Annotated in this window: 12 protein-coding genes; 1 reads left to right on the plus strand and 11 read right to left on the minus strand. The window is 51.1% G+C overall.

Translation table 11 applies throughout. The annotated features are described in order from the left end of the window. The 11 genes from QCB44_RS08760 to QCB44_RS08810 form a co-directional block, all read right to left on the minus strand. Positions 1-1,026, minus strand: coding sequence for a VWA domain-containing protein (locus QCB44_RS08760; RefSeq protein ID WP_279409500.1), 1,026 nt, complete (start codon positions 1,024-1,026; stop codon positions 1-3). Beyond that, positions 1,023-1,529: a DUF4381 domain-containing protein gene (locus QCB44_RS08765; protein WP_279409501.1), complete on the minus strand. Its 507-nt coding sequence runs from the start codon at positions 1,527-1,529 to the stop codon at positions 1,023-1,025. The genes QCB44_RS08760 and QCB44_RS08765 overlap by 4 nt, the downstream gene beginning before the upstream one ends. 24 nt (positions 1,530-1,553) lie before the next feature. Then, positions 1,554-2,528 carry a DUF58 domain-containing protein gene (locus QCB44_RS08770; protein ID WP_279409503.1) on the minus strand — a complete coding sequence of 325 codons (975 nt, stop codon included), beginning with the start codon at positions 2,526-2,528 and terminating at the stop codon, positions 1,554-1,556. A gap of 20 nt (positions 2,529-2,548) precedes the next feature. Then, entirely contained in the window at positions 2,549-3,520 is a 972-nt protein-coding gene (locus tag QCB44_RS08775; protein ID WP_279409504.1) for a MoxR family ATPase, read from the minus strand. A gap of 181 nt (positions 3,521-3,701) precedes the next feature. Further along, the gene (locus tag QCB44_RS08780; protein WP_279409506.1) at positions 3,702-6,146 is read right to left on the minus strand and encodes a methyl-accepting chemotaxis protein; all 2,445 of its coding nucleotides are present in this window, start codon (positions 6,144-6,146) and stop codon (positions 3,702-3,704) included. Between the two features lie 313 nt (positions 6,147-6,459). After that, positions 6,460-7,449, minus strand: coding sequence for a tRNA 5-methoxyuridine(34)/uridine 5-oxyacetic acid(34) synthase CmoB (gene cmoB / locus QCB44_RS08785; protein ID WP_279409507.1), 990 nt, complete (start codon positions 7,447-7,449; stop codon positions 6,460-6,462). Between the two features lie 119 nt (positions 7,450-7,568). Continuing rightward, the gene (gene cmoA, locus QCB44_RS08790) at positions 7,569-8,312 is read right to left on the minus strand and encodes a carboxy-S-adenosyl-L-methionine synthase CmoA (RefSeq protein ID WP_279409508.1); all 744 of its coding nucleotides are present in this window, start codon (positions 8,310-8,312) and stop codon (positions 7,569-7,571) included. A 94-nt stretch (positions 8,313-8,406) separates the two neighbouring features. Next, positions 8,407-9,606 (minus strand): murein transglycosylase domain-containing protein, encoded by a 1,200-nt coding sequence (locus tag QCB44_RS08795; RefSeq protein ID WP_279409509.1) that lies wholly within the window; start codon positions 9,604-9,606, stop codon positions 8,407-8,409. Between the two features lie 38 nt (positions 9,607-9,644). Next, a complete protein-coding gene (locus tag QCB44_RS08800; protein ID WP_279409510.1) occupies positions 9,645-10,520 on the minus strand; it encodes a DNA/RNA non-specific endonuclease in 876 nt (291 codons plus the stop codon). Between the two features lie 201 nt (positions 10,521-10,721). Continuing rightward, a complete protein-coding gene (locus tag QCB44_RS08805) occupies positions 10,722-10,913 on the minus strand; it encodes a hypothetical protein (RefSeq protein ID WP_279409511.1) in 192 nt (63 codons plus the stop codon). Between the two features lie 80 nt (positions 10,914-10,993). Next, the gene (locus QCB44_RS08810) at positions 10,994-11,866 is read right to left on the minus strand and encodes a methyltransferase (RefSeq protein WP_279409512.1); all 873 of its coding nucleotides are present in this window, start codon (positions 11,864-11,866) and stop codon (positions 10,994-10,996) included. A 149-nt stretch (positions 11,867-12,015) separates the two neighbouring features. On the opposite strand from QCB44_RS08810, the gene QCB44_RS08815 reads away from it, so the two are divergent. After that, a complete protein-coding gene (locus QCB44_RS08815) occupies positions 12,016-12,369 on the plus strand; it encodes an antibiotic biosynthesis monooxygenase (protein ID WP_279409513.1) in 354 nt (117 codons plus the stop codon). Positions 12,370-12,387: the final 18 nt, after the last annotated feature.

A 12,387-nucleotide genomic window follows, 5' to 3' on the forward strand; every position in this document is an offset into this window, starting at 1 on the left:
TTAAGCTCCCCACTGTTTCAGTTTACGCCAGCCTAACAGCAGACTGAGAAGAAACGCCGAACCTAACGGCCAGACATACAATTCACTGCGCAGTCGATAGCTGAATACTTCATGCTCGACCGACTCTAAGCGATTAATCTCTTGATAGATTTCCGCCAGCTGTTGGGTGTCGTTGGCAAGAAAGAAGCGGCCCTGGGTGAGTTCGGCGATTTTTTTCAAGGTAGCGGTATCCATGTCGTTGCGGCTGCTGTTGAAGAAGGCATCCAGCCCGGTTCGGTGTTCAACCCGGCCAACGCCGATGGTATAAATTTTAAGGCCCAAATCGCGTGCCTTTTCCGCCGCCTGGATGGGGTCGATGCCGTCGGTGTTGGTGCCGTCGGTGAGCAGAATCAGCACCGATTCCTGAGTGGCGGCTTGAGATTGATGCACGCGGTGTTTCAGGGTGAGTCCGATGGCGTCGCCGATGGCGGTATTTTTGCCGGCCATGCCAATGGCGGTTTCATTTAGCAGTGTTTTCACTGTATTCAGGTCATAGGTAAGCGGGCTTTGCAAAAAGGCCTGACTGCCGAACACAATCAGCCCCATGCGATCCCCGCGGCGCTGCTCAATAAACTCCGCCACCACATGCTTTACCGCGGTCAGACGGTCAACATCTTGGCCGCCCAGATACATGTCGGCTTTTTGCATGGAACCGGAGAGGTCCACGGCGAGAATCAAGTCTTTGCCGCTGGCACTAAACGGCGTTGGGCTCAGATACCAGATCGGACGCATGGCCGCGACAATCAGCAACAGCCAAATCAGGATAAACCAAAGTGGAATACGGCTTTTGCGCTTTTGGGGCTGCAGCATTGAATCGGCGGCAAATTCATCGGCTACCCGGTTGATGATTTGAGGAGCCAATAATGGCCTATGCTGCTTGGAAACCGGTTTCACCAATAAGCGTACCAGCCAAGGCAATGGCAGAAAGGCGAGCATCCACGGCCATAAGAACTCAAATTGTTGCCACAAAACGCTCAGGGTACTCACAGGTGATGCCCTCGTATCCACTGTTTGGCGTAATCCTGCCAAACACGTAATGCCTGCCGGCTTTCAGTTTCTAATGCGGTCTGATAAGCCAGCTGCAAACAGTCGAGCAGTTCTTGCGGTTGGGCGATGAATTCGGCATTGGTTTTGAGAAAATCCAACCAGGCCTGTCCATATAAGGGTGCGACTTTTGCCCGGCCATAGACGGTAATGGCCACCTGTTTAAGCAGAGCATTGATTTGCAAAATAGCCGCTTGTTGCGCGCTGGGGTCCGAGTAGGGCTGATCGATAAGTTGTTGCAGCTGCTGTAACGCTTCGCGCCGATAGGCGTTGCGGCGGCGGCGTTCGATCCAGAACCAGATTAGCGCCAGTAGCATGGCGCCCAAACTCAATAACAGCACCCACCAGGTAAAGGCCAACGGCCACCAGCCGACCGGATCCGGCAGTTGAATGTCTTGCAGCTGGGCCAGCAGGTGTGCGTTTTGCGGGTTCATGGGAGAATTCATCGTCGAGTTCATCGCTTTTTTGTCCTACTGAATCACTCGGTGTTGGATCAACTGTGGCAGTGCCGCTTGTTGAGTGCTCACTTCGACCAGTGGAATGTGCAGGGTTTGCAAGCGTTTTTGCAAAGCTTGCCAACGACTGACATAGTTGTGTCGGTAGCGACTGCGAATGGTTTTTTGTGCGCTGTTAAGCGGCAGAATGCGGTCGCTGAACCAGCCGCTGGTAAAGGAGAGCCACCCCTGTTGCGGCAGGTTTTTCTCCAACGGATCGTAAATGTGAATGGCGGTGATTTCCGCCTGTTTGCGCAGATTGCGCAACTGATCCAGGGTGGCGTCATTGAAGTTGAGCAGATCACCGATCAGGAAAATCTTGCTCCCCGGACGCAATTGACGGCTTAATTGTTGGCAGGCCTGTTGCCACGGTTCCGGTGTGGTGGTGCCGGGCTGTTTGAGCTGGTGTTGCAGATGTAGAGCTTGATGAAACCATTGCAGCAGCGTGCGTGATTGGCGTTTGGGCGCTATCCAGGCCTGTTGAGTTTGATTAAATGCCATGCCGCCGACTTGATCGTTTTGATGCAGCGCAATCCAGCCGAGCAGGGCGGCCACATTCAGCGCTTGCGCCGCCTTAAGCTGTACGCGGCTGCCGAAAAACAGCGCGGGCGACTGTTCAGTCACCAACAACACCGGCTTTTCATGCTCTTCACTGAAGACCTTGGTATGCACTTTTTGCGTGCGCGCGCTGACGCGCCAGTCGATATGGCGAATGTCGTCACCGGGCTGGTATTGGCGTACTTCGCTGAAAATCATACCGCTGCCTTTTCGCAGACTGGGATGACCGCCACTGGTTTGTTCCAGCACTTTTTGCTGGCTGTTAAGCTTATATTGCTTCACGTGAAACCTTAAAGCCACTAAGTCGTCGAGCGAACTGTATAAAGAAGCCAAAGCTTCCTCAGAAGAAAGCGCTTTGGGCTGAATCTGCTCTTTGTGGTTTTGCTGGCTCATAGCGTTCCCGGATATGGCACTTAGACAACGGCAACCAGTTGCAGCAGTTGATCGGTAATTTGATCCACGCTGATGCCTTCGGCTTCGGCTTCAAACGTCAGTAATAAACGATGGCGGAAAGTGTCGTGGACGACCGCCTGCACATCATCCGGGCTGACAAAATCTTTACCTTGCAGCCAAGCGTGGGCCCGTGCCCCGCGTGACAGTGCCAATGTGGCCCTCGGGCTGACGCCATAGGCGATGCGGCCGGCCAATTCCGTGTTATAGGCTTGTGGGTTGCGTGTCGCCATCACCAATTCCACCAGATAGGTTTTGACTGCATCGGCCATATGCAGGTTTAGGATCGCTTCGCGGGCGGCAAACAAATCCTGTTGTGTCAGGTGTTCACCCTCTTCTTCCTGTTGGCTACGGGCTTCCTGTTCCACCAGCTCCAAGATCTCATATTCGCTCTCAGCCGTTGGGTAGTCGATTTTGACGTGGAACATGAAACGGTCCAGTTGCGCTTCCGGCAGCGGATAGGTGCCTTCCTGTTCCAGTGGGTTTTGGGTGGCCATGACCATAAATAGTTTATCCATTGGCAGGGTACGCTTGCCGATACTCACCTGACCTTCCGCCATGGCTTCCAGAAGGGCGGATTGGACTTTGGCCGGAGCACGGTTGATTTCGTCGGCGAGAATCAGGTTGTGAAAAATCGGCCCGGACTGGAATTCGAAAGTGCCGGTTTCCGGACGATAAACCTCGGTACCGGTGATATCGGAAGGTAGCAGGTCCGGGGTGAACTGAATACGGTGGAAGCTGCCCTCTAGGTGTTTGGCCAGTACCTTGATCGCTTTGGTTTTGGCCAGGCCTGGCGGCCCCTCGACCAACAAGTGACCATCGGAGAGCAAGGCAATCAACATCCGTGCGGTGAGGTGCGGCTGGCCGATGATGTGACGGTTAATCTGATCTTGCAGTGATTGAAAACGCTGGGCGAGTAAGGCATTAGAGTCCATAGTAAACCGTTTGAGTCCATGATGGGTTGGTGATTAAGGATTCTCTATTATAGCCAAAGGTTTTAGCTGTCGTGTAGTGACTCATTGAACAGAGTATTGAGTTGTTATTCAGGAGGGTGAAATAAAGGAGTTGAAGAGAGAAGGGTGGGCCAACTTGGCGTTGAGTTGGCCCGGCTGAACCTTATTTTTTAGGAAGCAGTTTGCTGGTATCGATCTTAAAAGAGCCGATCAGTTCCACTAGGTGGCCTATCTCATCGTTCATACGTTGAGTGTCCTGGGCCACATTTTCCACCAGTGCGGCATTTTGTTGGGTGTCGCTGTCCATGGAACTGATGGCCTGGTTGATCTGACCTATGCCCAGAGACTGCTCCTCTGCAGCGCGGCTGATCTCTTCAACCATTTCTGACACCGAGCCAACACGCTGGTTGATCTGCTTTAGCATGGCACCGGATTGTTCAGTCAATTCGGTTCCCTGGTTGATTTGAGCTGTGGTGTCGGCAACCAGTGCGGCAATTTCGCGGGCCGCTTCGGTAGAGCGCTGAGCCAGTGCACGCACTTCGCCGGCGACCACGGCAAACCCGCGTCCGTGTTCGCCGGCACGGGCGGCTTCTACTGCGGCATTCAAAGCCAGCAAATTGGTTTGGAAGGCAATGCTGTCAATGAGATTGGTGATGTCCGAAATCTTGGCGCTGGCAGCATGAATACCTTCAATCGCAACCAGTGCTTTTTGCATGACCAGCTCGCCCTGGTTGGCTTCTTCTTTTGCTTGGGTGGATAAAAGATTCGCTTCTTTGGCGTTATTCAAGGAGTTGTGCACTGTAGAGGTGATTTCCTCCATAGAAGCGGCGGTTTCTTCCAGTGAAGCCGCCTGGCTTTGGGTGCGCTGATTGAGGTGTTCATTGCCGTTTGCCAACTGCTGGATATTGGCCAGAGCCGACTCCGACGTGGTTTTGATGTCGATAAAAATCGTAGCAATATTGTTTAGCGCGGTATTAATCGTTTCCTGCAGGGTCGCCAGCTCCCCTTTGTAATCGCCGGTGACATGCGCGGTTAAGTCGCCTTCAATCAAATTGGTGAGGCTGCCATTAAAGCTGGAGAAACCGGTTTTGAGATTGTTCAGAGCAAGGTTAATGCTCTCTTTCAGGGTGTTCAAATCCCCGCTGAGTTCAATTTGAATCGGGTGCGAGAAGTCGGAATCCGCCATGTAGGCAGCGACTTGGTTAATTTCAGAAATAGCCCCATTCAACGCGTTCAAAGTCATATGAGCGTTGTCAATCGCTTCTTTAAAGGCGCCTTTGGCGTTACTGTTAACGGCAATTTGCGCGCTGAAATCCGCACGCCCTAAAGCGGTTAACGCACTCCCCAGGCTTTGCATGGTGGATTCCAAAGTATCCGCGCTCTGGTTAATAGAACGTTTTAGCACATCCAGATCGCCAACGGCCTCCATTTGCATACGTTGGGTTAAATCACCATTGCCGATGGCCTCCATGGTCTGCGATGTTTGTTGCAGTACCTGCTGAGTGTTTTCGAGTAACTGGTTGAAATCGCGCGACATGGTAGCAATTTCGTCTTTGGAATCTGAAACCGGGGCTCGGGCGGAAAAATCCCCTTGGCGGGTGACGGTTTCCATTGTATTTTGCAAGTGGGTTACCGGCAGTAACACCAGTTTTCTGGTAGCCAAGACAATAGCAATGGCCATCAACAGGACAATACCGATCAGCAGACCGATCTCTTTTAAAAGAGTGGTCTTGGTGTTTTGCATCGCCGCATCCAGCTCTGCTGTTGACGTTCCCAGGATTTGCACACCAACCGTTTTGCCTTGAAGGTCTTGCACTTCGAGTAATGTAATCAGTAATCCGTCTTGCACGAGCCAGCTTTGTTTTTCCAGCGTTGGCCAATCGATTTTTTGGAGCATTTGCACGGTTTCAGGGGTGAAGGCATTCATGCTGCCCAAAACATAATTGTGGAAACGGGTATTGTTTTTGGCTTTGGTGCTGATGGTAAGGGCGTAATCGTTGAGCAACAGGGCATAGTTCATATTGCGTTCTTTGTAACTGCGAGCCACACTCGCCATGCCCTGGATGAATTCAAGTGATCCGATATAGCGTCCTTCATCAAATAGCGGAGTGATACCGCGTACAGCGAGGCCGGCGCGTCCGAGTTCCAGTACGCCAATCGCTTTTTTATTTTTGATGACTTCGGCAATACCGAAGCGGAAACTGGACAGGTCGTCACCGTGTTTTTCCGGATTCCAAGCGCGCAAAAAGGAATGGTTATCGGGGGTATGGATGTGAATTTTGACGTTTTTAAAACCGGTGTTGTCCGCATAGGTTTGCTTAACCTTACTGAGTGCTTCCAGTACCGCAGGTCGATCCTGTTTCACTACGGATTCAATCAACTGCTTATTGGAGGAAAAAGCGACGGCATTGGTAATGCCCACGGCCTTTTTAGTTTCCATACTGCGTTGCATATCCATACGCAGTTCTTTCGCGAGCTGAGAGGCGGTTTTCTGATAGGACTCATCGAGTTTGACGTATTCATTGATGCCCAGTCCGACAATCACGGTTGTGGAAATCAAGGCAATGATCAGCAGTATTTTGGATTGCAGTCCAAGCGACTTAAACATGGCGGCACCCCCGTTGGCTCGCGGTGTTTGTATATGACGGTTTTATGAAAGATTTAAGGCCGCAAAAACTAACACATTAGAATTTGTTTGACAATGATCGGTCTTTAATAACGGTATTGTATATAAATAGCACAACTATTGTATATTAAAGTGAAGAATAAACACATTCGTTTTAATGGGGATAGCAAGAAAACTTATAGGTTAAACCAATAGGTGAGTCGATTGCTTAAAAGTCAAAAATGATATTGAGTGTGAGAGCGGGTTGTGCCAGTCATCAACAACCCGACCGGCATCAGATCGGCCTAAGTCAAAATTAAGCCGGCTTATTGGCGACCATGACCGCACGCAATGGCGCAGGATAACCCTCGATGGTTTTATTGGGATCTTCCGGATCCAGGAAATCGGGTAGAGAGTTCCACTGCATCCAGTCGGTCGGTCGCTGTTCTTCGGTTGAGGTTTGATTAAGATCGACACAGCGTACACGGTTAAACCCGCAACGCTCCATCCAGCGTTGAAGTTCCTCTACCGAAGGTAAAAACCAGACGTTACGCATCTGCGCATAGCGGTCTTCGGGCACCAACAGCTGGCCGTAAGTTTCCGGTACCACTAGGGTTTCCAAAACGAGCTCTCCACCGGGTTTGAGCTGATTTTTCAGATCCAGGATATGATCGATGGGTGAGCGGCGGTGGTAGAGCACGCCCATGGAGAACACGGTGTCAAAGACTCCGCCTTTAGCGGAAACCGGGAGTTGTTCTAACGTCAGTGGCAGGAAATAGGCTGGAACCGATTCGCCGATAAAATGCTTAAGGGCTAAGAATTGGCTCATAAACAGCAGGCTGGGATCGACTCCCACCGCCAATTTGACCTTTTCGCCGGCCATGCGCCACAGGTGATAGCCGCTACCGCAGCCGATATCAAGCACGCGTTTGCCTTCCAGTGGACTCAGGTGGGGACGGACTCGATCCCATTTCCAATCCGAACGCCATTCAGTTTCGATATGGATGCCGTGGATGTTGAACGGGCCCTTACGCCACGGCATTAAGATGCGCAAGGCACTTTCCAGCTGGGCTTTGTGGCCAGCATCCAATGTGTCTTGGCCGGCACGTACGACTGATTCATTGAGTTCAAACGGCTGATCGCTTGGAAAGTCATAGAGGATTTCCAGAGCCGCCAGCCAACGGGGCAGGTTTCCATTGCCTTGCGGGTGAAGTGCCGTGTCAATCAGAGCCGGAAGTTGCTGTTTCCACTCCTCAAAACGAGAGTCACCGAGTTTTTCCCAAAATGAATCGTAATGGTGCTTCACGTGAAACCTGCTGTCTAGTTGAACAAAGGCGCTATTATAATTTTTGCGCTATGAGTTTCAAAGTTAGATTCCGTTCCATCTTGCCCGTTTTCTGAGGGCCATAAAATGAACAGGCCTGTTCATTTTATGGCGATAAACGAGGCGAAATTATAGGCTTGGAACCAAATGCCGGCGGATTGGAAGCCGACGTTTTGCAAGCGTTGAATATGAAAGTCTGCGCTGTCACTGATCAAGACATTTTCCAGTGAACTGCGCTTCTGGCTGATTTCCAGTTCGGAATAACCATTGGCGCGCTTGAATTGGAGATGAAGGTGTTCAATCGCCTGTTGCAGGTTGTTATCGTCAAAGTGGATCTTTTCCGAAAGAATCAAAATGCCGCCGGGTTTAAGACCGCGGTAAATTCGTGCCAACAAGGCTTCACGCAGTTCTGGATCGATAAACTGCAAGGTAAAGTTGATCACCACCACTGAGGCGTTTTCGATGCTGATCTCGTTAATGTCGGCACAACGCAGATCGACTTCGATCTCTGAGTGATAAGCGTGCAAATATTCCGAAGCGCGTTTGATCATGGCTTCGGAGTTGTCGACAGCAATGATTTTGCAATTGGGTTGTTTCAGTTTACGGCGCATGGTCAGCGTCGCGGCGCCTAAAGAGCATCCCAGATCATAAAGATTGGAATCGGCCTGCGCGTATGTTTCGGTGAGTTCTCCAATACCGGTCAAAATGGTTTGATAGCCCGGTACGGAACGCTGGATCATGTCGGGGAAGACCGCGACTACCGATTCGTCAAACTGAAACGCCCCGACCGCTTCATGTGCTTCGGCGTAAATGGTGTCTTTCTGGGTAGGCAAAAGTTCTTTCATCAGAAGCTCTTGTAGAAGAGTGAAACAAGGCCATTATTGTACTGCAATTTGCTTGCTGGGTTGAAAGTGGCGTTAACGGAGGGATCCGTTTGGATCAGGCCAAGTAGTTGCGTTTGTTGGCGGTCACTTTTGCCAGGTAGTTGCGGGCTTCGGCGTAAGTCAGTCGGGTGCGCAAATGGTGATAGACCTGCTGGCTGGTCATGCGATTGATTTTATCCAGTGCCCGTTGGCGATGACGATCAAAGCTACGTAACACATTGCCACTGCCGGTGTTATAGGCCGCAATCACGCAGTATTCCTGTGATTGGCGGTTACGGATGCCGGACAGGTAGCGATCGAACAGAATGGAGAGATAAGCGGTACCGTATTCGATATTGTGCGACGGGTTGAACAAAGTCTGCTTACTTGGCATGCCGTCACGTTGATGCAGTTTGCGGTGCACATCCCGCCCTGCGGTACTGGGTACAATCTGCATGAGTCCATAAGCCGGCGCCGAACTGACCGCGTAGGGGTTAAATGCACTTTCTGTTTCAATAATGCCATAGATCAGAGCGGGTTCTATATTAAAACGTCGCGCCTGGCGCATCACGTCTGCCTGATAGCGAAGTTGTTGTTTGCCTTGATAGTTTTGAACCATGTCAAAGTCCACCGCATGGCGAGTTTTACCCTGGCTCTGGTAGACGTTATAGCGATGGCGAAGCAGGTAGTCGGCAAAGCGTCCGGCGCGCCACGCATAGCGTATGGCTTTGCCATCCTGATCCTGCACCAGGTTGTGCAGAAACGGTGTCTTTCCCGGTTTGGCTGGCTGAGTGTTAAACAAGTCTATCTGACTGGGATCTTGCGGGGTCAGCAGAGTGTTGATGATGGCGTCTTTAAGGGCCTGTTTGCTGTTGTTTGTGACAAGCGTTTCCACGCGGATATGCCCGTTGGTGAAGTTGATCAGCGCCCGACTCTGATAGTGATCGGTGTATTTCACAAATTCTTTGGGAGTGGCAATGCGCTCTTCCCCCCATTCCTTACCGAGTTGAGTCAGAAATGAGGTCAGCTGCTGCCTAAGCAGGCCATCAACCGGAGGCACGCCGGTTCCCGGTATTTGGGCGGAAATTACTCCACTGACATTGCCGTTATAGAGTTGCTGGCTGGTGGTGAGGCCGCGACGTATTTCCGAAACGGTACAACCGGGAAGAATGGCTAAGCCACACAAAGCCGGTAGTGCCGAGACACACTGTTTTAGCCATTGGCGTCGAGGCAGCTCGCTGGTTGAGTGGTCAGTGGACCGGTTGGTTGAAGCCACTCCGATCTCCTTAAGCGTTTAAGAGGGTTTCAGACATCTTAATAACGTGAAGGGCGTTGTGCAACTTCCTCAAGCCTCCAGGCCTCTGGTGTCGCGCTGCCTTCAATTCGATTTTCCAAATCATCCTGCAACTGGTGGAAAAAGTCCAAACCGGTACGCTGCTCGACTTCGTCAATGGTGGTGACAAAATTCAGCAAGCTGGCATTCGGTTTGGCATTTTGCGGAAAAATAAACGCCAGTGCTTTGGGGGGGTGATCGGAGCTGCCAGGCTTCATCAAAATTTTATAAAACGCGTCGGGAATCGCTACGCGGCTGTTTTTGAGTGTTTTCGGTTGTGTGCTAAAAATCGGGCCGGTGACTACCCAGAATTCCCCATGCCATTGAGAAAAGTCATCGGCGATAACTTCTTCCAGTCGCTGCCAGCTTTTCTGGTTGAGTGTTGGCTTTTGTGGCGTGATGTTGGTCATTAAAAAAGTTTCGAGTTGCGCCGAGCGTCCGTAACGTGATGCGATCAGGTAGTTGGGCGCCATATGACCGCGGTCGTAGCCGGAGCCGGTGTAATCCTCATGACGAATGTGCGACAGGGAGCGCCAGTCGGCTGAAAAGCCGGACGGGCGTTTGCCACTGGCGTAGCGTTTTTCACCTACTTTGTAGGTCACCCAGAGCGGGTTGGCCAATTTTTCGGAATAGCCGAGCATAAACCCTTGGTTACGCAGTACATGACTCCAACTGTGGTTGGCCGGTTGGCTGGTGGCTTGAGGCAATCCCATATAACTCATCGCCGGGCGGGCGATGGAGACTTCGTAGCCATACCAGAGCGCGCCGGCAAGTAGCGTTATAAGGAGATATTTGGGGTGTTTGACCAGTGCTCGGGTCAGTGGACGCAAAAGGTGCAGCAGTTGTCTGGTACTCATGGGGGTGTTTAGATTAAGGCTTAAAAAAGCGCCATTATATTGCGCTTAGGCGGCGAGTCAATCAATGACTGCGACAAGCTTAGGTGCGGTTTTCAAATACAGCCGTTCGCCTGGATATGAAGCCATTTCTTGGCCTTAACTGCATTTTTAAAGGAAAACAGTGTTAATGTTAAACCCGATCTCTGAATTGTTACCGTAAGCTTAACGGCCTGAAAAAGAGAAAGATAACTCTTCATCAAATCCCGTAATTTTTACATATTCGATATTGCCGTCAGTGTCGATAGTATATTGATGCGTTTCTGAAGAGATGAGGTTGTCAGAAGCATCGCCTGTAGTGTAGTCCAGTTGGAGTATGGCCTTGCCGATATAACCGTCTTTAATGGTCCAAGTCACGCCCCTTTCATTATTTTCAGATTAATACCGTCTTAGTCCGTTCGGATTTGTGGCATTAAATGGATAAATTTAGCGAAGTGTTACTCCGAATCGGTAGGTTCATTTTTTTTCGCAAGTAAGTGAATGTACCTGGCCATATTCCGATAGGTCGGTTGGCGGCAGAAGCGGTATTCCAATGCCAGCAAATCGTCGATGTCGCTCTGTTCCAGCACTTCATGGGTCATATAGTCGTGAAAGACGCGAATCCCGGTGTGAATTTCGACCTTAAATCCCCACGCTTCCAGCCATTGAGCCACCTCTTCGGGAATCTGGGGATTCGGCGGGGTGAGTTTCTTGCCTTTGCCGATGTAGTCGTCATGCAGAATGTAGGGTAGGCGCCAGCCGCCGCGCAGGGTGTTGCGAATCACCACCGAATTGCGGTTATAGAACAGCAGCGACAGATGGCCACCGGGTTTAACCTTTTCGGCGACGGTGTTAAGGGTTTCTTGCGGCTGGGCGAGCCATTCGAGCACGGCGTGAAACAGCACCAGATCGAACTGCGGCAGAGTGGGGGCAAGGTCCTGTGCCGCACCGTGAACAAACTGGCCGTGCAGACCGGCTTCGGCAAATTCGCGTTGCGCGCGGAGCAGCATCTGGTAGGAGAGATCGCACAGCGTGATTTGATGCCCTGCTTCCGCTAACCATTGGCTGACCTGGGCAAAGCCACAGCCGGCGTCCCACACCTGCAGTGGTGGTTTGACCAGGCCTGATACGTTTGGTTGTGACTGCTGCTGAGGCTCAACGCCATCCCTTAAAGCTTGCAGATCCTCTTTAAGCAGTTTTAAACGCCATTCGCCTTTAACCGTATTGTAAATTTTGGCTTCAAACTTATCGACCAGCTTGTCAAAGTTGCGGTCTTGAAGCCGTTTAGCGGTGGGCTTGGGGGGGGTGATTGGCTTTTTCGAATCGGTCATAGTGGTACACTGGGCGCTTTTGGGTGAAGAGGGTAAGATCGGCTCTGTTCATAACCCGCTCAAACTGAACAGGCCTGTGCAGATTAAATCGGGTGGATGCCGTTAGTTTGCTATTTTAATCGGTCTTGCTGTAAAAACAGGAGAAAAAGATGTCGTCTAAAGTGTATTGTCTGGCGCAATTTAAACCCAAAGTGGGCAAAGAGGCGGAGTTATTCAGAGTCTTGCAGAGTTTGGAACCGAATACCTTGCGCGAGGACGGCTGCATTCAATATCGGGTAACGCGCCAAATTAGCAGCCCGTTTGCAGAAGGGGAAAGTTTTCCGATCGTGTTTAACGAAATTTGGGCCAATATGGCGGCCTTCGAAGCGCACTGTCAGCGCCAGGAGATCGTCGATTTTTTCAATACCTACTGCGTGGCCGAAGAGGGTCTGGCAGAGGATTGGAATGTGTGCGTCTATTCCGATGAACCGGAAAGTTATGATCGTCCGCAGTTGCCTGTATAGGTCAGAACGGGGCCGCTT

The organism is Thiomicrorhabdus sp. zzn3, assembly GCF_029767755.1.
Classification (GTDB): Bacteria; Pseudomonadota; Gammaproteobacteria; order Thiomicrospirales; family Thiomicrospiraceae; genus Thiomicrorhabdus.

Excerpts from the sequence above, each read along its gene's own strand:
- QCB44_RS08765 (WP_279409501.1), bottom strand. The coding sequence starts at position 1,529 with ATGAATTCTCCCATGAACCCGCAAAACGCACACCTGCTGGCCCAGCTG.
- QCB44_RS08770 (WP_279409503.1), bottom strand. The coding sequence starts at position 2,528 with ATGAGCCAGCAAAACCACAAAGAGCAGATTCAGCCCAAAGCGCTTTCT.
- QCB44_RS08775 (WP_279409504.1), bottom strand. The coding sequence starts at position 3,520 with ATGGACTCTAATGCCTTACTCGCCCAGCGTTTTCAATCACTGCAAGAT.
- QCB44_RS08780 (WP_279409506.1), bottom strand. The coding sequence starts at position 6,146 with ATGTTTAAGTCGCTTGGACTGCAATCCAAAATACTGCTGATCATTGCC.
- cmoA (WP_279409508.1), bottom strand. The coding sequence starts at position 8,312 with ATGAAAGAACTTTTGCCTACCCAGAAAGACACCATTTACGCCGAAGCA.
- QCB44_RS08800 (WP_279409510.1), bottom strand. The coding sequence starts at position 10,520 with ATGAGTACCAGACAACTGCTGCACCTTTTGCGTCCACTGACCCGAGCA.
- QCB44_RS08810 (WP_279409512.1), bottom strand. The coding sequence starts at position 11,866 with ATGACCGATTCGAAAAAGCCAATCACCCCCCCCAAGCCCACCGCTAAA.
- QCB44_RS08815 (WP_279409513.1), top strand. The coding sequence starts at position 12,016 with ATGTCGTCTAAAGTGTATTGTCTGGCGCAATTTAAACCCAAAGTGGGC.